At 39.4% G+C, this 20,618-nt stretch carries 18 protein-coding genes and 1 rRNA gene; 8 read left to right on the top strand and 11 right to left on the bottom strand.

Features of this window, described 5'->3' with window-relative positions:
• Window positions 1–110 precede the first annotated feature (110 nt).
• On the top strand, window positions 111–1,490 hold the full coding sequence (locus E0D95_RS12925; protein WP_130804259.1) for a dihydrolipoyl dehydrogenase: 1,380 nt from the start codon (window positions 111–113) through the stop codon (window positions 1,488–1,490).
• A 137-nt stretch (window positions 1,491–1,627) separates the two neighbouring features.
• On the opposite strand, the gene rrf is transcribed toward E0D95_RS12925, so the two are convergent.
• The 4 genes from rrf to E0D95_RS12905 form a co-directional block, all read right to left on the bottom strand.
• Window positions 1,628–1,742 (bottom strand): 5S ribosomal RNA (rrf, locus tag E0D95_RS12920).
• Between the two features lie 213 nt (window positions 1,743–1,955).
• Window positions 1,956–3,029 (bottom strand): DUF6670 family protein, encoded by a 1,074-nt coding sequence (locus E0D95_RS12915; protein ID WP_130804258.1) that lies wholly within the window; start codon window positions 3,027–3,029, stop codon window positions 1,956–1,958.
• Between the two features lie 24 nt (window positions 3,030–3,053).
• The gene (pssA, locus tag E0D95_RS12910; protein WP_130804257.1) at window positions 3,054–3,887 is read right to left on the bottom strand and encodes a CDP-diacylglycerol--serine O-phosphatidyltransferase; all 834 of its coding nucleotides are present in this window, start codon (window positions 3,885–3,887) and stop codon (window positions 3,054–3,056) included.
• Window positions 3,888–3,922: 35 nt separating this feature from the next.
• Entirely contained in the window at window positions 3,923–4,780 is an 858-nt protein-coding gene (locus tag E0D95_RS12905; RefSeq protein WP_130804256.1) for a 23S rRNA (adenine(2030)-N(6))-methyltransferase RlmJ, read from the bottom strand.
• A 140-nt stretch (window positions 4,781–4,920) separates the two neighbouring features.
• On the opposite strand from E0D95_RS12905, the gene E0D95_RS12900 reads away from it, so the two are divergent.
• Window positions 4,921–5,532: a 2OG-Fe(II) oxygenase gene (locus tag E0D95_RS12900; RefSeq protein ID WP_130804255.1), complete on the top strand. Its 612-nt coding sequence runs from the start codon at window positions 4,921–4,923 to the stop codon at window positions 5,530–5,532.
• A gap of 106 nt (window positions 5,533–5,638) precedes the next feature.
• The gene (locus E0D95_RS12895; RefSeq protein ID WP_130804254.1) at window positions 5,639–6,166 is read left to right on the top strand and encodes a hypothetical protein; all 528 of its coding nucleotides are present in this window, start codon (window positions 5,639–5,641) and stop codon (window positions 6,164–6,166) included.
• Window positions 6,167–6,206: 40 nt separating this feature from the next.
• Here the strand turns inward: E0D95_RS12895 and E0D95_RS12890 are convergent, their stop codons facing one another.
• The 3 genes from E0D95_RS12890 to E0D95_RS12880 all read right to left on the bottom strand — a co-directional run bounded on the left by E0D95_RS12890 (window position 6,207) and on the right by E0D95_RS12880 (window position 8,088).
• On the bottom strand, window positions 6,207–6,455 hold the full coding sequence (locus E0D95_RS12890) for a DUF2789 family protein (protein WP_130804252.1): 249 nt from the start codon (window positions 6,453–6,455) through the stop codon (window positions 6,207–6,209).
• A gap of 209 nt (window positions 6,456–6,664) precedes the next feature.
• Window positions 6,665–7,306 carry a hydrolase gene (locus E0D95_RS12885; protein WP_130804250.1) on the bottom strand — a complete coding sequence of 214 codons (642 nt, stop codon included), beginning with the start codon at window positions 7,304–7,306 and terminating at the stop codon, window positions 6,665–6,667.
• 167 nt (window positions 7,307–7,473) lie between these two features.
• The gene (locus tag E0D95_RS12880; protein ID WP_130804248.1) at window positions 7,474–8,088 is read right to left on the bottom strand and encodes a class I SAM-dependent methyltransferase; all 615 of its coding nucleotides are present in this window, start codon (window positions 8,086–8,088) and stop codon (window positions 7,474–7,476) included.
• A 157-nt stretch (window positions 8,089–8,245) separates the two neighbouring features.
• On the opposite strand from E0D95_RS12880, the gene E0D95_RS12875 reads away from it, so the two are divergent.
• Window positions 8,246–9,772 carry a fumarate hydratase gene (locus E0D95_RS12875; RefSeq protein ID WP_130804246.1) on the top strand — a complete coding sequence of 509 codons (1,527 nt, stop codon included), beginning with the start codon at window positions 8,246–8,248 and terminating at the stop codon, window positions 9,770–9,772.
• A 163-nt stretch (window positions 9,773–9,935) separates the two neighbouring features.
• Window positions 9,936–10,502, top strand: a complete 567-nt coding sequence (locus E0D95_RS12870) for a DUF2059 domain-containing protein (protein ID WP_130804244.1) — start codon at window positions 9,936–9,938, stop codon at window positions 10,500–10,502.
• Window positions 10,503–10,679: 177 nt separating this feature from the next.
• Here E0D95_RS12870 and E0D95_RS12865 read toward each other — a convergent pair whose 3' ends face one another.
• The 4 genes from E0D95_RS12865 to tig form a co-directional block, all read right to left on the bottom strand.
• Entirely contained in the window at window positions 10,680–11,393 is a 714-nt protein-coding gene (locus tag E0D95_RS12865; protein WP_130804241.1) for a DUF2846 domain-containing protein, read from the bottom strand.
• Window positions 11,394–11,552: 159 nt separating this feature from the next.
• The gene (clpX, locus tag E0D95_RS12860; RefSeq protein WP_130804239.1) at window positions 11,553–12,863 is read right to left on the bottom strand and encodes an ATP-dependent Clp protease ATP-binding subunit ClpX; all 1,311 of its coding nucleotides are present in this window, start codon (window positions 12,861–12,863) and stop codon (window positions 11,553–11,555) included.
• A gap of 26 nt (window positions 12,864–12,889) precedes the next feature.
• On the bottom strand, window positions 12,890–13,495 hold the full coding sequence (clpP, locus tag E0D95_RS12855; protein WP_130804237.1) for an ATP-dependent Clp endopeptidase proteolytic subunit ClpP: 606 nt from the start codon (window positions 13,493–13,495) through the stop codon (window positions 12,890–12,892).
• Between the two features lie 195 nt (window positions 13,496–13,690).
• The gene (gene tig / locus E0D95_RS12850; RefSeq protein WP_130804235.1) at window positions 13,691–15,025 is read right to left on the bottom strand and encodes a trigger factor; all 1,335 of its coding nucleotides are present in this window, start codon (window positions 15,023–15,025) and stop codon (window positions 13,691–13,693) included.
• A gap of 358 nt (window positions 15,026–15,383) precedes the next feature.
• Here tig and E0D95_RS12845 point away from each other — a divergent pair, with 358 nt between their 5' ends.
• From E0D95_RS12845 to leuA, 3 genes are all read left to right on the top strand, one after another.
• Complete coding sequence (locus tag E0D95_RS12845) at window positions 15,384–17,600, top strand: TonB-dependent receptor (protein WP_130804233.1); 2,217 nt, start codon at window positions 15,384–15,386, stop codon at window positions 17,598–17,600.
• Between the two features lie 106 nt (window positions 17,601–17,706).
• Complete coding sequence (locus E0D95_RS12840) at window positions 17,707–18,390, top strand: Fe2+-dependent dioxygenase (protein WP_130804231.1); 684 nt, start codon at window positions 17,707–17,709, stop codon at window positions 18,388–18,390.
• 448 nt (window positions 18,391–18,838) lie between these two features.
• Window positions 18,839–20,536 carry a 2-isopropylmalate synthase gene (gene leuA, locus E0D95_RS12835; protein ID WP_130804229.1) on the top strand — a complete coding sequence of 566 codons (1,698 nt, stop codon included), beginning with the start codon at window positions 18,839–18,841 and terminating at the stop codon, window positions 20,534–20,536.
• Window positions 20,537–20,618 lie beyond the last annotated feature (82 nt).

Here is a 20,618-nt window from a genome sequence, read left to right as displayed (position 1 = left end):
TAAAGCTGACACAATTTACTAAAACTTTTCATTAACAATTTTAACAAATGGTTTTTTATAAATTTCTCTTTATATATTCTAATATAAAGACAAATTTAATCGGATTTCACATGTACGATCTTATTATTATCGGTGCAGGTACCGCAGGTATCAGTGCATATAAAGAAGCCGTTAAACATACCCAGAACATTTTAGTGATTAATGACGGTCCATGGGATACCACCTGCGCTAGAGTTGGTTGTATGCCAAGTAAAGTGCTGATTTCATCTGCAAATCGATTATATGATAGTCAACATATTGATCAAGTGGGTATCACAACTGAATCATCATTTGATACGTCTCATATCATGTCACATGTTCGTGCCTTAAGAGATCGTTTTACCACTGCAACCATTAAAGATGTACAAAGTTGGCCAAAACAACATCGTCTGTCTGGCAAAGCTACTTTTATCAATGCGAATACTGTTAAAGTCAATGGAAAGCATTTTCAGGCAAAATCTTTTATCCTTGCAGTCGGCTCAAAACCAGTCATCAATCAAAACTGGAAGGATCTGTTAAAAGATCATCTTATTACATCAGATGAAATATTTGAGCTAAAAAAACTACCTACATCTTTAGCAGTGATAGGTAGCGGAGTCATTGCAATTGAGTTAGCTCAAGCATTCTCAAGACTTGGCGTACAAACAACTCTATTTGCACGTAGTCAACGTGTGGGTATTCTCACAAGTCCTAATTTACAATTGATGGCACAACAACAACTTGCCAAAGAATTAAATATTTATTTCAAAACATTGCCCAATTCTGTAAATTTGGTTGACCAACAAGTCAATTTAAGTTTTGAATATAAGAGAGAAGAAAAAACACAAAGTTTTGATTATTTACTGAATGCAACGGGACGCTCAAGTTTATTAGACAGTTTAAAACTAGATAATATTGATCCATTATTTTCTGATTTAAACAAACTTCCAGTGCATCCACAAACAAAACAATTAGCGAATTTACCTATTTTTATTGCAGGTGATGCCCATACAGATACCCCACTACAACATGAAGCTGCGCATGAAGGTCGAAAATTAGTTGATAACTGTTTAAATTATCCTAAAGTAAAAAAGGTTAAAAGTTTAACTTCTTTAGGCGTTGTTTTTTGTTCTCCAGAAATGGCAATTGCTGGACAAAGTTATAAACAACTTCAAGATAAAAATATTGATTTTATTACAGGTTTTTCTTCCTATGAAAAACAAGGTCGTGCTTTAATACTTGGCAAAAATATTGGCGGTGTAGAGGTTTATATTGACCGAAAAACACGAAAATTACTTGGTGCGGAATTATTTGTCAATTCAGCAGAACATTTAGCTCATTTACTTTGCTGGATGATCAACCAGAACATTACATTAGATGAAATCCTAGATCAGGCTTATTATCATCCCACCTTAGAAGAAGGGCTACGTAGTGCATTTAAACATGTACGTAGACAACTTCTTTCGGTTTAAACGAAAGCCCTGACTCAAGCATTCAAGCTTGATTGGTAGATTAACCATCCATACCAAGACTTATTCTATTTTTTGTATTTTTCTTATCACAAAAAAAAAGCACCCCAACATTTGAGTTGAGGTGCTTTAAATTTAAAAGCTGGCGATGACTTACTCTCACATGGCCAATGCCACACTACCATCAGCGCGAAGAGGTTTCACTTCTGAGTTCGGGAAGGGATCAGGTGGTTCACTCTTGCTATTGTCGCCAGCAAACTTTTTAAAACTCTTTTTACTCTTCCAACGTCTCAATCAAATCTCAGTGTAAAACCACTAATACCCAATCAACACACTGTTTTTCAACAAGTTTTTATCTAGCTCGCCGCCGATAGGTGCGCATTCTACTGCATCCTCACTCAAACGCAATACCTTTTTTTAATAATTTTATCTATACGGGTAAATTTTAAACAAACTTGGTGAATTTGTTTATTTTTTCAGTAAACACGGCTGAGTTTGAAGCCATTCATCGGTAAGAGTGTGCGTGTGATTTTTTTCCTGCCAATTTAAAGGACGAATATCAATATATTCGCAATAACCGCTTTCTCCCTCAAACGCCTGATCGTAAAAACGAGCACGATAGCGAAAACTACCCGAATAGCCCGCACCTAAACCAAATTTAAAATCTCCACGACTTTGCGCTTTTATTTCAAAAATAACTTTTCCATTTTCCTTTACTGACCAAGAAAATTCTCGGGGAAGATACATTTGACGGCGACTCGGTGTTGTAATTTTTGGAAATACCCGATGCACATGAAAATAAACTTTTTTATCAGCAAAAAGTTGTTCTCCATGCATATCGCGCAAGTAAAATCTGGAATAAATAATTTGATTCCATTGATTACGTACCTGACTTAAAATGACTTGAGTGGTTTCATCTAAATTGATTAATTGATGGGTATAAAAAGCCAAAGGCAAATAAGGAATATTGGCTGCTCGCGCATAGTCAAAACTTCCCATCCCACTTATTTCATATTGTTGATTTTGATATTTAATGATGCCTTCGCACTGACACAACAATGACCAATGTTCAAATAAATTCCATTTTAATGCGGTAAAATGTGTCGCATGATTCGTGGTAGAAATTTTTAATTGGACTTCAAGCTCACTGTCTTGACGCTGAATTTCAAATTCAGGAAAAAAGCCCTTGAGGCTATCTATCTGATCAAATAGATAATGATAGGGAGCAATTTGACACTGCTGATTAAGGTGATAGCTTTTCAAATGGCCTACCTGATGCGGACTCATGGCAATCATGACACTAGCAGTATTTGATGCTTTATCTTTAATAATACTCGGATTATAAAATAGCGGAATTTTAGGCTGCCCCATAAGTGCCATAAAATTTAAAAAATGCAGTGGTGCAGGCAAATTCGGCAACATCAAGCCATGATAAACCAGTTTAAAGCGACCTTGAGGCGGATGATAGGCAAGCAAAGACGTTGAGTCGAGTTTGAGGTTCAGACGTGTAGACTGTTCTAGCGAACTCATCAACATTTGCATACTGAACCTCATCAATCATGCGAATTATGTCTTTATAGTAGGACTTTGTTTACGCGCGAACAAGGTGGTTATAAAACCAGAGATGGCATAAATAATGGATACGATTAAAATCCCCATCGGAATATTGTAAGTAATTGCTGCAAAAATCAGCACAACAGGCAACATCACCACAAATGGTACACGTTTACGATCCATTTGTTTAAATGAATAATATTTGATGTTAGAGATCATCAGCAATGCCACAACCACCATATAAATTGCATAGGCAATTTGCACTTTAATATCCCGAATATCAAACACAAAAGGATAATCGCGACTCACCCAAATCAGGGTAATGACCAAAATCGCAGCCAATGGACTGGCGATACCAATAAAGTAACGTTTATCGACCACGCCGATTTGCACATTAAAACGAGCCAAACGAAATGCGGCACAAGCAGTATAAATAAAACAGCAGGCTAAACCGATGCGTCCCAGCTCATGCAAACTCCAGCTATACATCAAAATGGCAGGTGCAACTCCAAAGGCAAGCAAGTCAGACAGTGAGTCATACTGTTCACCAAAGGCACTTTGTGCACCAATAGCTCGTGCAACACGACCATCAAGTCCATCCAGCAAAGCTGCTAAAAAAATTGCATAAATCGCTTGTAAAAATTCACCATTCATACTGGCGGTAATGGAATAAAACCCCGAAAGTAAAGCAGCAGTCGTGATTAAATTTGGCCATAAATAAATGCCACGACGTTTAACTTTCTGACCTTCTTGTGTCTGTTCTTCTTCAACCACTTCAAAGGTAATGCCATCAAAAGAATGATCATTCTGGGTTGAATCTTGGTTCGGCTTTTGCGTGTTTGTCATTGTTGTTAATCTCAATATGCTTTGAACAGTGAGGGTTACTCACCTACAAGCCAGCGAACTGCGGCATGACCGCCATTTTCCTGCATACGTAAATGTGGAAATAACCACTGTAAGGCCTGATCGGCATCTTCTGAAAATTGCCAAGGTGGATTAATCACTAATAATCCACAGCCATTTAAACCGACCGGTGTATCATCAGGCCAAACACAAATTTCACAAATAAGTTGACGGCGAATGCCGGTTTTAAACATTTTCTTTTCAAAACGTTCAATCATGGCGCGATCTTTGATGGGATACCATACCGCAAAAACACCTGTCGGCCATTTTTTATAGGCATTTTGCAGCAATTCTACCAATTGCGGAAAATCCTTACGTTCTAACTCATAAGGTGGATCAATCATGACCAAACCGCGTTTTTCTTTTGGAGGAATGACACCCAGCAAGCCCTCATAGGCATCACGCTCATGCAACCCCATGCGCTTATCACGAATATTTTGACGAAGTTGCTGGAAAACATCACGTTGCATTTCAAACACGGTGGCTTTGTCTATGTCACGCATCGCTTGTAGAGCAAACCACGGTGAACCCGGATAAGTCCCTTTGCCTTCTTCATTACGAATCGCTTCAACCAGTTTTAAATACTGTTGTACGCCTTCAGGTGCCTGTCTTTTTTCCATCTCACCGAGTTGCATTAAACGATGAATCCCAGTTAAGAACTCTCCAGATTTTTGCGCAGGTGCCTGAGATAAATCATATTTTCCCGCACCACCATGCGTATCAATATAGCGATAAGGCTTATCTTTCGTATTTAAACGTGTTAATAATTGAAGCAACAGAACATGCTTCATGACATCAGCAAAGTTGCCCGCATGAAAATGGTGACGGTAATTCATTTTTTACATTAATTCCTCAGATTAACGTGCATTTTAACATGAAAAAAAGCAGTTACGTGTGCATGAGTTGTTTTAGAATAGAGAAAGCTCGTAGTTGATGCGTTTTCTTTAATGTATTTATGGGATGATTTAGAAGCAATATGCAGCATTTTTTTGAGCCAATTCAACATGACATTGAACACATTCTGGATGATTTAGACCAACACGGTTTTGCGATTGTTCGTCAAGCGCATTCTGAAAAATTCACCACACAACTTCTCGATGAATGTCTGTCAAATTTAAATCAGTTTCGTGAAGCTGCGATTCAAAATGGTGTGATCAGCAAAATTCGTAGCGATCATATTCTATGGATTGATGAAAAATTTCCAATTGCACAGCAACATATTCACTTACTTCAAGAGTTTTCCCAAGCATTTAATCGAGCATTCTTTCTTGGAATTCAAAGTATTGAAGCACATTTTGCCTGCTACAATACAGGTGAGTTTTATGCCTTACATCGGGATAATCCTCAGCAAAAAAATGACCGCATGATTTCGGCAGTCTATTATTTGCATCCTGAATGGCAATCGGATTGGGGGGGTCAACTGCGCCTACAAGACAAAAATGATCAGTGGCACACCATTGAGCCTGAGCCGAATCGTTTAGTGATTTTCCAAAGTGATTTATTACATGAAGTCTTAAGTTCCAAACATCAGCGACTTTCTATTACCGCATGGCTACGTAGTGGCAATTCTATCTGGTCATCTGAGTAGTTGATTTATGCTGGATTAAAGCTGCAACACAGCGTTTCAGCCTTACCCACTTTTAAAATAATGAAATAGCCTCATATAATGACCATAAACCAAGAGGATGACCCACATGCTAGATACAAGCAAAACGATTGTTGAGCGCATCGGCGAGACTGATCAACACTATCTTGCCGGCAACACACCTGAACTTGCACTGGAACGTGGGAATTTACGCTTACAACTGGTCGAGATCAGCCGTAACCGTCAGGAACGTTTACATTTCCTACATGAAGCGATTGCGATTTTAGAAACATCGCGGATTGAATTCGATGAAATGCCGATGTCACTTTATGTGGATTTGTCTTTGCAATTGGCTAAAGCCTATATGATGTATTATGAACTCAATCGGGAAGCAAAATTTGCCACGATTACCCAGCAAATTTTAAAACCATTGGCACATTTACAACATGGCGATATCCTGTTCTTTCTCGCTTATGCCTCTTCAGTTAAAGCTGAATATGCGCTAACACGTCATTGGTTAGAAAAATACACCCAGTGCAACGAGTTTGATTTGGAATTTATGCAAGACCATTCGGCTTTTGTAAGCTTACATCAGCATGATTGGTTTAGAAATTTGATCCGCTCGAAAACGCATTAATGACCAGATCTGATTTAATTAGAAGATACAATCCTAAAGCTTAAGCTTTAGGATTACTATCGAGATGCAGTTGTTGATTGAGTTCATCAATCACAATCGCCCAATCATCATCCTGCACACAATGACTTTTTAGAAAATCACTTTGTCCTTTACTCCAAAAAGGCGCATCAAATAATGATTCTTCAGCTGCTAATTGATGATCACGAATAAACTGTTCAATCGCAGCTTGATCTGAATCTAAGCCAAGTTGTTCAAATAATAATTCGAATGTCGGTTGTTGCTCAAACATTATAATTCTCCATGTATGCATATTTAGCGATAATTCATATTAACGTTAACCACTCTCAGCCTTTTTGTCATCCGCGCGCATCTATCTTTATGTTATTTTTTGTTTTAAATCATGATTATGCGATCAAGATTAAAAAAGAAAACCGAGTTCATCTGCACACTCGGTTTTCTAAAAATATCCCATGATGATTGAGCGAAATGATTCAAGTATTATTCATTCGCATCATAAGAAAATTGAATTCCTGCGGTACCGCCGGTTTCAATAAACAATTTGATAAAATCAGGAACCGTTTCTTTACGCTGCCAGTCACGTTGCAATTCACAGAATAACTGCGCCACGCTAATTAATTTGCCGCCTGCCTGTTCAATACGACGCAACGCTGCTTCATGTGCCGCCAATGAGGTTCCACCTACCGCGTCTGCAACCACATACACTTCATAGCCTTCCTGTAGTGCATCCAATGCTGGAAAGGTTAGGCAAGCTTCGGTCCATAACGCAGTCATAATGAGTTTTTTACGACCTGTGGCTTTGACTGCCTCTTTAAACTCCACATCTTCCCAAGAGTTAATGGATGTACGGTCATAGGTTGGGTAATCTGCCAACACTTTACGCAGTTGAGGAATAGGCGGTTTATTTAAACCTGTTTTGACATTGACAGTAGAATGGATAATTGGCAAACCATAAACGATAGCCGCCTTGGCACTTCCAACAATATTATTAATTAAAAGTTGACGATCCATCGAAGCAATCGAGTTAACTTGGACAGGTTGATAATCGATGCAAATAAAAGCTGAATTTTGAGGTGTTAATAGATGATCTTGTTTCGGATCACGAATAGCTTCACTGGTCATTTTTTTATTCCTTTTGGATATAGGTGATAAACAACCTTTTCATGTTATGCCCAGCAATACTTAAAGAATATGACTATTTCTAAGATATAGTTTTTCATTTTGTAATGTAGATTAAACTGTATTTTTATGCATCACAGATGCAGGTAAAACGTTTTTTATATTCAATACTATTCTATAACTTTGCGTGCCAACCATACCGTATGTCCCATACATTCAGGATCTTCAACGATCATTTTGACCACATCAAAGCCATATTCAGCCAATAACGCTCGATATTCTTCAGCATCCAAACTGGCATGATACAGTGGTTCTCCAAACATCTCCCCTATCGCCTCGCCATGACGTGGTCCACTGGTAAACATCAGCGCTGTACCAAATTTCGCATGTGCTGAAAATCTTGCAAACATCGCACGTTGATCCTCAGGCCTAAGATGAAAAAAGCTATCCCATGCCAAAATACCGTCAAACTTTTGTTCAGAATCGAACTGACGCATATCGGCATTGATCCAAGTCTGCTCAGGAAAATGCTCTCGAGCCATATCCAGCATGACCTCTGAACGATCGACGCCTGTCACTTGACACCCCCGTGCAATCAAATAAGCAGCAATGGTTCGACCAGAACCACAGCCCAAGTCTAATACACTTGCAGAAGCAGATAAAAAAGCCAAAAATCGATCCAGCCAAATTTTTTCATATAAATCATCACCACGCAGTTGTGTCCAATCGCGTCCATATTTTTGATAAATTTGAATGATATTCTGGGCTAAATCAGTCTTACTCATCTATTTTTCGCTCTTTTTCGTCATTTTAAGGCATGATTGGACAGCATTTAAAAAGCTTAGACCTTTGGCCAAAATCTCGGCAAAACCGCCCACAGCAGCTTCATTTTGTCATATAATCACTGCCGCTAGCTAACAGCCCGCTCAAGAGATTTTTGATATGACCACAATCATCAAACAAGATGACTTGATCACTTCGGTCAAGGATGCCCTTCAATTCATTTCTTACTATCACCCGCAAGACTTTATTCAAGCCATGAGTCGTGCCTATGATCGTGAAGAAAACCAAGCTGCCAAAGATGCGATTGCTCAGATTCTTATTAACTCGCGTATGTGTGCAGAAGGTCATCGCCCAATCTGTCAGGATACAGGGATTGTCAACGTATTCCTTGAAGTGGGTTTAGACGTTAAATTCGATCTAAGCATGAGCTTGGATGATGCCATCAATGAAGGTGTTCGTCAGGGTTATTTAGAAAACTCAAACGTACTACGTGCCTCTGTTTTAGCAGATCCAGCTTTTGGTCGTAAAAATACCAAAGACAATACGCCTGCGATCATCCACTACAAACTCGTTCCGGGGAATAAAGTGGATATTACCGTTGCTGCCAAAGGTGGTGGTTCAGAAAATAAATCTAAACTTGCGATGCTCAACCCATCTGACTCGATTGTGGATTGGGTACTTAAAACCGTTCCAACCATGGGTGCTGGCTGGTGTCCACCGGGTATGCTCGGGATTGGGATCGGTGGTACTGCCGAGAAAGCCATGATGCTTGCCAAAGAAGCATTGATGGAAGAAATCAACATGGACGAATTACTTCGCCGTGGTCCGCAAAGCAAGATGGAAGAACTTCGTATCGAGATCTTTGAGAAAGTCAATGCACTTGGAATTGGCGCACAAGGTCTAGGTGGCTTAACCACAGTCTTGGATATTAAAATTAAAGATTATCCATGTCATGCTGCTGGCAAACCTGTTGGTATGATTCCTAACTGTGCTGCCACTCGCCATGCACATTTCCAATTGGATGGTTCTGGTGTTGCTCATATTCAAGCACCAAAACTTGAAGACTATCCTGCGGTGACTTGGGATGCGTCTAAATCTAAGCGTGTGAATTTAGATAGCATTACCCAAGAAGAAATGAATTCTTGGCAGCCGGGCGATACCTTATTGCTTAGTGGTACCATGTATACTGGTCGTGATGCTGCTCATAAACGCATGGTTGATATGATTGACAATGGCGAAGAATTGCCTGTTGATCTAAAAGGTAAATTTATTTATTACGTCGGTCCTGTGGATCCAGTCGGTGATGAAGTCGTTGGTCCTGCTGGTCCAACCACTGCAACTCGTATGGACAAGTTTACGCGTAAAGTCCTTGAGCACACTGGTTTGTTTGGCATGATTGGTAAAGCAGATCGTGGCCCAACTGCGATTGAAGCGATTAAAGACAACCAAGCAACTTACCTTATGGCGGTTGGTGGTGCAGCATATCTAGTGTCTAAAGCAGTTCGTGAAGCAGAAGTTGTGGCATTTGCTGACTTGGGCATGGAAGCAATCTACAAATTTGTTGTAGAAGATATGCCAGTTTCAGTGGCAGTAGATGTCAATGGGACTTCCATTCATGCCATTGCACCGAAAATCTGGCAAGCCAAAATTGGAAAAATTCCAGTGACCGATGCGACAGCAGTTTAAGCAGACCTATTCTCTATAAACACTAAAGCACCTTTCGGGGTGCTTTTTTGTGACTGCCTGTAAAAACACTAACGGATTATTGAAAAATAATGTTACATATAGATTAATCTAAAAACAGTTTTCAACTTAACTTAAGTTCGATGCGTAGCGTATAGGCTTTACAATGACCGCCCAGCAAATCATTAAACGTCTTTCCATTAGTTTGTGCTTAACTTGTATTAGCACAGGTATTTTTGCCTCCCCCGCAAAATTAAGCACGGTCAAAGAGCTGATGCAAGTCAGTCAAATTGAATATTTATTGCGCCAATCGCTCATTGAACTTGGACCCTATTATGACAAACAGGCCGAGCAAATTATTTTAAATACCACAGGTTCGCAGCAGCTTAATGCCAAAGAGCAGCAGGCTGCGACTCAGCTGAGCCAGTTATTAAAAGACTCCAGCACTCAAATTATTAGTAATCCCAAAACCCAACAAGTGATTGAGGATATTTACTTAAAAACATATACCGAGGAAGAATTACAAGCCAGTATTAAATTCCTGAAAACCCCTGAAGGACAATCCATTACGCGTAAAAATGCCAAGATGATGGGCGAACTCTCCACTTATATGATGCGCTTAGGTCAGGAAATGTTTAACGATGATAAAACGCGAGAAAATTTTCAGGAAAAAATGATGGCGATTATTGCACCATTACTTATCGAAAAGCAGAAAAACAAAGCAGCTGACTAAATTTAGGCAGTGTGATACTTGATCTTAGCGATTATGATTCATTACTTTGGAAAAGATGAAATAAAAAGGCTACATTGTCGAACGTAGCCTTAAATTTTTATGTGTATTTCAAGCTATTAGACCGAAAAAATGATGGTTTATTCAATTGACTGATTCGAATAAAATAACTGCTTTGGCTTACCACGTCATTGGATTCCAAATTTTAAAAGGTTTAACCAAAAGCACATCTGATTTTTCATCATATTTGGCTGGTTTTAGTTCTTGTGGCTTATGTCGTACCTTACCCGAAGTATCTTGTGCAACAAAATTATAACTTGAAGATTTTAAACGAGTAAACGCAATTTCACTGCGCCCAATCTTTTCTTGCATGATTAAAAAAGGACCCGAAAGTTCTTTACGTGCTGGATTTTCTTCATCATATTTCAGATAGTAGCTCTGTCCCGCTTCCACCGTCATATTGATATATTTGGGTTCCTGAAAATGAAGAATCGTTAAAGGGCGACTGGTCGAAATTCGATAAGTTCCTGGTGGGAACTCTACCCAGTAGTAATGATTATTTAATAAACTTGGAATACGCTTGCCATTAATAAAAAGATTAGCTGCAGCAATTTCCTGCTGATTCCAGCGTGAATCGGGTCGATATAGATAAACAACAGCAGCTTGGGGGTTTTGTGGTTGAATCGGCTGAAAATATTGACCTAGTTTTTGATTAACCCAACCACCTACAGAAAATTTACCCACGTGATATTGATCCAATATACCCGGTTCTTTATCGAGATCTACTTTAGGTAAAGTTGCAGTGAGTGCTTGAGGCTCAGGTTTTAATTGCGCAGTACTATGACAAGCTGCCAACATCCCAACACAACACAGTGATAATAATAAATAACGCATGATGTCCCTCAAGGCGTTTTATTTGATTTATTTTACAGCGCAAAACTATGCGTATTCGCCTCAAGATTAACACCTCATGATGCATTTGCAAATAAAAAAGCATGAAATGCCAAGGCAAATCATGCTTTTTCAGATAAATGTAAAATCTGTGCTACAACATCAGGCAGATTTAGAATCAATCACTTTTAAATCAACGTGATCGACAGACTCGCGATCATGCTGGGGCAAACGTTCTTTTTGATACGTTGGCTGTGCGCCTTCTGTAATAACAGCCTCATTGATGACCACTGTACCGACATCATCACGGCTTGGCAGATCATACATTGTTTCAAGCAAGACATTTTCCAGAATTGAACGCAAGCCACGTGCACCCGTATTCCGTTCCAGTGCTTTTTTAGCAACGGCACGTAAAGCAGCATCTTCAAATACCAGATCAACATCTTCCATGTTAAACAAATATTGATATTGACGAGTCAATGCATTTTTTGGCTCAGTCAAAATCTGCATGAGGGCGGCTTCATCCAGCTCTTCAAGTGTGGCAATTACAGGTAAACGTCCGATAAACTCGGGAATAAGACCAAATTTCACCAAATCAGTTGGCTCAACCTGACGGAATAATTCAGCCAGTTTTTTGCTTTCATCTTTATTTTTGACTTCAGCCGTAAAACCAATGCCGCCTTTTTCCTGACGCTGCTGCACAATCTTTTCCAGTCCAGAAAATGCGCCACCACAAATAAATAGGATATTTGAAGTATCAATCTGGATAAACTCTTGCTGTGGATGCTTCCGTCCACCTTGAGGCGGAATAGATGCAACCGTCCCTTCAATCATTTTTAACAACGCTTGTTGTACGCCTTCACCCGATACGTCACGGGTAATGGATGGATTTTCAGACTTACGAGTAATCTTGTCGATTTCGTCGATATAAATAATGCCCTTTTGAGCTTTCTCTACATCATAGTCTGCTTTTTGCAACAGCTTTTGTACAATGTTTTCAACATCTTCACCAACATAACCTGCTTCAGTGAGTGTGGTAGCATCCGCCATCGCAAAAGGAACATCAAGCAAACGCGCCAATGTCTGCGCCAGTAAAGTTTTACCTGAACCTGTCGGTCCAATCAGCAAAATATTACTTTTAGCCAGTTCAATGTCTTGTTTTGGCTTATGCCCAGACTGACCTACTTTCAGGCGTTTATAATGGTTATAAACGGCAACTGACAAGGTTTTTTTCGCAATATCCTGACCAATCACATATTGATCCAGTGCTTTACGAATTTCCTGAGGTTTTGGTAATTCACGACTCGCCCAATCACCAGCCTCGACTTGCTGACTGGTTTGAACAAGATCTAAACACACGTCCACACACTCATTACAGATATATGCGTCCTCACCTGCAATCAGTTTCCCGACTTCAGACTGCGATTTACCGCAAAATGAACAATGTTTTTGTCCTTGAGGATGTTCGGACATAATTACTCCAACTTAAATCTTAACTGTTAGGGACGTTTTGATAAAACCTGATCCACTAAACCATATTCTTTAGCCGCTTGTGCTGTCATGAAATTATCACGATCAGTATCACGTGCTACTCTTTCATAGTCCTGACCACTATGTTCAGCCATTAGACGGTTTAAACGCTCTTTAATAAATAAAATCTCACGGGCGTGGATTTCAATATCAGAGGCCTGTCCACGGAAACCACCCAAAGGCTGATGAATCATGACACGGGCATTTTCAAGACAGTAACGTTTGCCTTTGCCACCTGCATTTAGCAAGAATGCGCCCATTGACGCTGCCTGCCCCATACAATAAGTCACCACATCGGGCTTAATAAACTGCATGGTGTCATAAATGGCCATACCCGCAGTGACTGAACCACCCGGTGAATTAATATAGAGATGAATATCTTTATCTGGGTTCTCTGCTTCTAAAAACAACATCTGAGCGACAATTAAATTCGCCATATTGTCTTCAACTTCACCTGTCAGAAAAATCACCCGTTCGCGTAATAGCCGAGAGAAAATATCAAAAGAACGTTCACCACGTGAAGACTGTTCAACCACCACTGGAACTAAAGCATTTTCAATTGTTGGAACATACATACGATTATTTATTCCTAAATTTTTGTAACTTAACTCATTCCCACAATATGAGGGATAATGACTGAAATTGCAAAAGCATTCCTTTCAAAATATCGTTTTATTTCTGTATAGAAGGCTCACTTTCGTCGAAATATATGAAAAAGAACAGCTTCATAAAAAAAGGCGCTTTCGCGCCTTTTCTGATCCGTTTAAAGATTAACGAGCTTGACGTGCTTGTTGTTCTTTTAACAATTCTTCATAAGTTACTGCTTTATCAGTCACTTTTGCAGCAGCCAAAATGTGATCAACCACTTGGTCTTCTAACACAACCGCTTCAATTTGAGCGCGTTGCTGTTTGTCATTTTTGAAGTATTCAATCACTTCTGTTGGATCTTCGTATGAAGATGCCATATCTTCGATATACGCATCAACACGTGTTTGATCGACTTCAAGTTTCGCATCGCCTAATACTTTGCTGACCAATACGCCAAGTTTGACTGACTTTTCAGCTTGCTCTTTGAACAGTTCATCTGGAAGCATGCTCTTGTCAAATGATTGCGCACCCGCACCACCAAACTGTTGCGTGAACTGTTGAATCATTTGCTCACGTTGACGGTCAATTTCCTGAGCAACCATCGCAGCAGGAACTTCGATTTCATTAGCAGCAACCAATGCATCAAACGCCGCTTGTTTCACTTGGTTACGTAAACCGTTACGTACTTCGCGCTCCATGTTCTTACGAACATCCGCTTTTAACTTTTCAACGCCATCTTCTTCAGTCAAACCAAAGATTTGAAGGAATTCAGCATCAATTTCTGGAAGTTTGGCTTTTTCAACTTGCTTCACAGTAATTTTGAATTGCGCTTGTTTACCAGCCAAGTTTTCAGCTTGGTAATCTTCAGGGAAAGTCACATCAATCACTTTCTCTTCACCCGCTTTCATGCCGATGATACCATCTTCAAAACCAGGGATCATGCGACCAGAACCCAGCACCAGTTTAAAGTCTTCAGCAGAACCGCCTTCAAACTTTTCACCGTCAATTGAACCTTCGAAGTCGAAAGTCACTTGCATGTCTTTTTTCGCCATACCTTTGGTCACAGCCCAAGTTTGACGTTGTTTTTGCAAGTTTTCGATCATTTGATCGACATCTGCATCGTTGATTTCAGTTGATTTACGTTCAACTTCCAAATCATTGAATGCTTTTACTTCAACTTCTGGATACACTTCAACTGTCGCTTCATAAACTAAAGCATCATCTTTATGTTCCACTTTATCAATGTTTGGCATGCCCACAGCATTGATTTTTTCTTGTTGAATTGCTTCAAAAACGCTGTCACGGATAATGTCGTTCACCACTTCCTGATAAATACCAGGACCGAAGTCAGAACGTACACGTGACATTGGCACTTTACCCGGACGGAAGCCGTTGATCTTCACAGTTTTGGCAGTGCGTTTTAAACGAGCTTCAAATTGCTCATTAATACGGCTCGTCGGTACAGAAACATTTAAACGACGGGCAACGCCCGAAACCGCTTCAGTCGTTACTTGCATGGCTTCCTCGATAATTAGTTAGAGTAACAATTTTTAAAAGTGCCACATTATATGACAACTTTTCCGATATACAAAACGGATGATGAAAAAGGAGGGTTTTAGCCAAAAAACACAACAACAACCAAGAATATTAAAAACTTAAAAAAAGCTTAAAAATTATTTTTTTATAACGGGTGATTTTTCAGCATTATCAATAATTTATTTAATTTTCATAAAGTTAAATATACATATGTAAAACAATGTTTCTAAAAATCCATAATATCTCCTTTTTTAAACAAGAAATCCAATCAGCAAAAACTATTTATAAAAATAATAATCATTATTATTCACATACTTTTTATTATTGATATCTGTGACTATGTCTTTTATTAAAACGCGCAAGAAGATTGTTTCATCCGCAATCGCTTCTTCCTTATCTGTTGTTGCTGTTTCAGCAATTGCACAAGATGACGTTTCCCATTTACCTACGATTCATGCTGAAGCAAGTACCGACAGCCTGAAAGTAGATAACTCGGCTAATAAAAAATATGTTGCACCGCTTTTAGATACGCCAAAGTCGGTTGAAGTCGTTTCACAAAAGCTTTTACAAGACACGGGTTCTAACTCTTTGACGCAAGCACTACAAAACGTGCCAGGAATTACCTTTGCAGCAGGTGAAGGTGGCACGCCATTTGGTGATACGCCTTATATTCGTGGTTATAGCTCTCAATCTTCGATTTACATAGATGGTGTGCGCAATGCAACTCTGCAAAATCGTGATATGTTTGCGATTGAACAAGTAGAAGTCACAAAAGGTTCAAGTTCTACGTTATCTGGTGGCGGTGGTGTTGGTGGTAGTATTAACCTTATCACCAAGCAAGCGCATCAAGGTGATGTATATCAAGGGACAGTAGCAGGCGGAACCGATAATTATCGCCATATCCAACTTGATGCCAATAAAGACTTCGGTAATGGTGTTGCAGGTCGTGTTGTGGTAATGGGACACCAAAATGACAAACCCGGTCAAAGCAATGGCGCTGAATACAATCGCGTTGGTATTGCACCAAGCATTGCATGGGGCTTAGGTACAGCGACACGCGGATCTCTCAGCTATTATTATTTACAAAGTTATGATGAGCCTGATGCAGGTATTCCATTTTTATCGACTGGCGGAAAACCATACCAAGCCAAACAAGGCATTTATTATGGCTGGAAAAACCGTGACTTTGATAAACGCGAAAATCATATTGGCACATTTAAGTTAGAACATGATTTTAACGATAACTTGACTCTTTCTAATGTTGTCAATTACACAAAATCAAAAACAGATTATGTCTACACCAACTCGAATGATTCCAAAACGGGTTTAAATGGACAAAATAATGTTTTAAATGGATATATCTATCGCGGTCACGCTTTAAGTCGTATTTCTGATACGGATGCTTATTCAGATCAGCTTTCTTTAAATGGTAAATTCAATACAGGCTCAATTAAACACTCGTTTAATACAGGGGTAGAATGGAGTCTCCAAGAAACAGATATGGGTTCATACACATATAGCAAAACTGCATCAAATGCAGATGCTCAATGTACTGCAATAACTTACTGGTGTACTAGTGTCACCAATCCAGATAACCCTGCTGTGATTGGTACACGTGATGCCAATACTGCTGTCACGACCACACGTAGCCGTACAGTTGGTTTATATGCGCTGGATAGCATCGAATTTACACCACAATGGTTAATGAATCTGGGTTTACGTTGGGATAAGTTTGATACAGAAGCTAAATATAATAAAGCATCTGGAACAACTCCTGCGGGCACTAATATTGAAAGTGATAGCGACTTCTTTAGTTATCAAGCAGGTTTAATCTTCAAACCAACTGAAAATGGCAGCATCTATGCGAGCTATGCAACTTCTGCTAATCCAGTTGGTGTTGGGCAAGGTGACAGTAGCGAATCAGCAGTTGCGATTACGATTAACGATTTAAAACCAGAAAAAGCTCGTACTTATGAAGTAGGTACAAAATGGGATATCTTAAATAAACGTGCTAATGTGACGGCTGCTATTTTCCGTACTGAGAAACAAAACACCCGTATTCAAGATGCTGCTGGCTTTTATTCGAATGTTGGTGAAAGTAAAGTTGATGGTTTTGAGCTTGGTTTAAATGGTCACATTACGGATAAATGGGACATTTCAGCAGGCTATAGCTATTTAGATAGTGAACTAACAAATGGTGGGTACTCTCGTGGAACAGTAGTTCCAGCAGGCGGTCCAATTCCTTACGTTGCAAAAAACAGTGCAACATTATGGTCAACTTATAAAGTTTTACCTCAGTTGACGCTAGGTGCTGGTGCTCAGTACAAAGATGATGTTTACGTTAATTCTGGTAGTAGTACAGCAACCCCTAAATATCTACCAGCCTATACTATCTATAATGCTATGGCGAAATATGAAATTAATCCAAATGTGAACTTACAGTTAAATGTAAATAACATTTCAGATAAACGCTACTTTACAAGTGCCCATGCTGCACACTATGCCTATGAAGGTGATGGTCGTAATGCAGTGTTAGCGATTAATTTTAAATATTAATCATTAAAGCCATAATTTATTTATGGCTTTAAGTCAAATTCCGATAAAATAGCCTCCTTATGAGGCTATTTTTCTAATCGCCACTTTCTGATCAAAGGTATTTCACATGATCCATCATATTCCAAATGTACTGAGCAAAGAACAAGTCGCAGAATTTAGAACATTGATGGAATCAGCCAATTGGGTTGGAGGTAAAGTCACCGCAGGAACTTTATCTGCAACAGTTAAGCATAATCAACAGTTGTCTGAACAAGATCCTTTGACGCATCATTTAAGTGATTTAGTCATTAAAGCCATCTGGAATCATCCAATATTTCAAACTGCTGCACTCCCCCATCAGATTATTCCTCCGTTGTTTAATCGCTACAATGAACATGAAAGTTTTGGTTTCCATGTTGATAATTCGATCCGGCTGATTCGCGGTACAACTGAACAAATTCGTACTGATTTATCCTGTACTTTATTTTTAAGTGAACCCGAAGAATATGACGGTGGCGAGCTTGTGATTGAAGATACCTATGGCTATCACGAAGTTAAACTTCCAGCAGGAGATGTCGTGCTATATCCTGCAACCAGCCTGCATGAAGTGAGCAGTATTAGTCGCGGTACGCGTTTCGCCTCTTTTTTCTGGGTACAAAGTTTGATTCGTGATGATACGAAACGACATTTGTTATTTACTTTAGATGAATCTGTTCGTAATTTACGTATGCAGCATGGCGACCATTATCCAGAAGTGATGAAACTGACCAACATTTATCATAATCTCATGCGAATGTGGTCTGAACTGTAAAACAGGTCTGGCTTGAGAACCTACAAACAAAAAATTAGCATCAAAATATACATATTATCTGCAAAATATTTCCTCATAAATTGCAAATTACGCAAAAAACAGGGAAATATTTTCCATTTATTCAAATTAAAATTTAGGATATGATTTTGCATATGCGACGTTTTTCACCTACACTCAAATGAGTCGTAAAATCTTTTTACGCAGGTGAAACCACTAAGCTTATTTAATGGTATACGGAAATGAAATACATTTTTGCTTTTTCCAAGTCTACAACTGATTTGACCGCACTCCTGATGCTGCGCCAAGCGCGCATACTCTCTTTTTGCCTCTAAATTGGCCTCAAAATTTTTTAGTTATTTTATTTAAATCATTTTATTTAAACACCATATATAAAGTAGTGAGCTGCCTAAAAATATAGAGCAAGCGCGCTACAGCAAGGAGTTATCTCATGATGTTGGCAGACCCAAGCAAAAAATATCGTCGTATGTACCAGCGAGTCGATTTACCTGACCGTCAATGGCCAAATAACGAAATTACCAAAGCACCAATCTGGATGAGTACAGATTTACGTGACGGTAATCAGGCCATTTTTGAACCGATGGATATCGATCAAAAATTTAAAATGTTCCAAATGTTGGTCAAAATTGGTTTTAAACACATTGAAATTGGTTTTCCATCAGCATCTCAAGTCGATTTTGACTTCACGCGTAAGTTGATTGAAGAAAACCACATTCCAGATGATGTCTATATTGAAGTGTTGGTTCAGGCGCGTGATCATTTGATCGAACGTACATTTGAGTCTTTAATCGGAGCAAAACGTGCAATTGTGCATATCTACAATGCCAATTCACCAACCTTCCGCAAAAAAGTATTAAATGTCGATGCCAATGGTTCCAAGGCTTTAGCTGTTAATGCCGCAAAAAAAATCAAGGAAATTGCAGCACAATATCCTGAAACTGACTGGATTTTTCAGTACAGCCCAGAATGTTTTTCTGCCACCGAATTAGACGTCGCCAAAGATGTTTGCGATGCGGTCACTGAAATTTGGGAAGCATCAGCAGACAACAAAGTGATCTTAAACTTGCCTGCAACCGTTGAAGTTTCAACACCCAATGTCTATGCCGACCAAATCGAATGGATGCATCGTAATATTGCCCGTCGTGATGGGGTGATTATTTCGGTTCACTGTCACAATGACCGTGGTTGCGGTATTGCAGCCTCTGAACTTGCGATTATGGCAGGTGCAGACCGTGTTGAAGGTTGTGTATTTGGAAATGGTGAACGCACAGGTAATGTCGATGTTGCAGCGATTGCCTTGAATATGTATACACAAGGTGTTGCACCTGAGTTGGATTTTTCCAATATTAATGAAGTGATTGCCACGATTGAAGAATGTACGGGTTTACCTGTGCATCCGCGCCATCCATATGCGGGTGACTTGGTCTTCACCGCATTCTCTGGATCACATCAGGACGCCATCAAAAAAGGTTTTGAATTCCAGAAAAACGAAGAAATCTGGGATATGCCTTACTTGCCAATCGATCCAAAAGACTTGGGTCGTGACTACGATGCCGTGATTCGCGTCAACAGTCAGTCAGGTAAAGGTGGTATTGCTTACTTGTTGGAATCTAACTATAACGTGGTATTACCACGTCGTTTACAAATTGAATTTTCGCAAATTGTACAGCAACATACCGACAGCAACGGTACAGAAATTAGTGCCACAGAAATCTGGAATTTGTTTCAAGATACTTATGTGAACGCAAAACAACAGCACTATGCCGCGAAAAACTATCGTCTTTCAGACATCAATGGGACACAAGTCATTGAGTTAGATGTTGAGATTGACGGTGAAATTCAGCAGTTACGCGGTGAAGGTAATGGCCCGATTTCAGCTTTCTTAAATGCACTTCAATTGCCAATTGATGTATTGAACTATGAAGAACGTAGTATTAGTTCGGGTGCAAATGCTAAGGCTTTGACCTTAATCGAGATCCAAGTTAAAGGCACAGGCAAAAGCGCATTTGGTGCTGGCATCCATGACAACACAGTGACTTCATCCATTGAAGCGATTTTGGCTTCAACCAATCGCTTGATTGAACAAGGTGTTCTTAGCACGGATCAAGTCGCTGCCGCTGCCGTATAAACTGCGTAAAACACTCTTTTTGAAAGGATACCTATGGTATCCTTTCTTTATTATTGGTTTAAAGATAGAAGGCGAATCGCTC

It is taken from the genome of Acinetobacter ihumii (assembly GCF_900625095.1).
In the GTDB taxonomy this organism is placed as follows: domain Bacteria; phylum Pseudomonadota; class Gammaproteobacteria; order Pseudomonadales; family Moraxellaceae; genus Acinetobacter; species Acinetobacter ihumii.
This window is presented reverse-complemented; position numbering and strand designations above follow the sequence as displayed.

Excerpts from the sequence above, each read along its gene's own strand:
- E0D95_RS12925 (WP_130804259.1), top strand. The coding sequence starts at position 111 with ATGTACGATCTTATTATTATCGGTGCAGGTACCGCAGGTATCAGTGCA.
- E0D95_RS12915 (WP_130804258.1), bottom strand. The coding sequence starts at position 3,029 with ATGCAAATGTTGATGAGTTCGCTAGAACAGTCTACACGTCTGAACCTC.
- pssA (WP_130804257.1), bottom strand. The coding sequence starts at position 3,887 with ATGACAAACACGCAAAAGCCGAACCAAGATTCAACCCAGAATGATCAT.
- E0D95_RS12905 (WP_130804256.1), bottom strand. The coding sequence starts at position 4,780 with ATGAATTACCGTCACCATTTTCATGCGGGCAACTTTGCTGATGTCATG.
- E0D95_RS12900 (WP_130804255.1), top strand. The coding sequence starts at position 4,921 with ATGCAGCATTTTTTTGAGCCAATTCAACATGACATTGAACACATTCTG.
- E0D95_RS12895 (WP_130804254.1), top strand. The coding sequence starts at position 5,639 with ATGCTAGATACAAGCAAAACGATTGTTGAGCGCATCGGCGAGACTGAT.
- E0D95_RS12890 (WP_130804252.1), bottom strand. The coding sequence starts at position 6,455 with ATGTTTGAGCAACAACCGACATTCGAATTATTATTTGAACAACTTGGC.
- E0D95_RS12885 (WP_130804250.1), bottom strand. The coding sequence starts at position 7,306 with ATGACCAGTGAAGCTATTCGTGATCCGAAACAAGATCATCTATTAACA.
- E0D95_RS12880 (WP_130804248.1), bottom strand. The coding sequence starts at position 8,088 with ATGAGTAAGACTGATTTAGCCCAGAATATCATTCAAATTTATCAAAAA.
- E0D95_RS12875 (WP_130804246.1), top strand. The coding sequence starts at position 8,246 with ATGACCACAATCATCAAACAAGATGACTTGATCACTTCGGTCAAGGAT.
- E0D95_RS12870 (WP_130804244.1), top strand. The coding sequence starts at position 9,936 with ATGACCGCCCAGCAAATCATTAAACGTCTTTCCATTAGTTTGTGCTTA.
- E0D95_RS12865 (WP_130804241.1), bottom strand. The coding sequence starts at position 11,393 with ATGCGTTATTTATTATTATCACTGTGTTGTGTTGGGATGTTGGCAGCT.
- clpX (WP_130804239.1), bottom strand. The coding sequence starts at position 12,863 with ATGTCCGAACATCCTCAAGGACAAAAACATTGTTCATTTTGCGGTAAA.
- clpP (WP_130804237.1), bottom strand. The coding sequence starts at position 13,495 with ATGTATGTTCCAACAATTGAAAATGCTTTAGTTCCAGTGGTGGTTGAA.
- tig (WP_130804235.1), bottom strand. The coding sequence starts at position 15,025 with ATGCAAGTAACGACTGAAGCGGTTTCGGGCGTTGCCCGTCGTTTAAAT.
- E0D95_RS12845 (WP_130804233.1), top strand. The coding sequence starts at position 15,384 with ATGTCTTTTATTAAAACGCGCAAGAAGATTGTTTCATCCGCAATCGCT.
- E0D95_RS12840 (WP_130804231.1), top strand. The coding sequence starts at position 17,707 with ATGATCCATCATATTCCAAATGTACTGAGCAAAGAACAAGTCGCAGAA.
- leuA (WP_130804229.1), top strand. The coding sequence starts at position 18,839 with ATGATGTTGGCAGACCCAAGCAAAAAATATCGTCGTATGTACCAGCGA.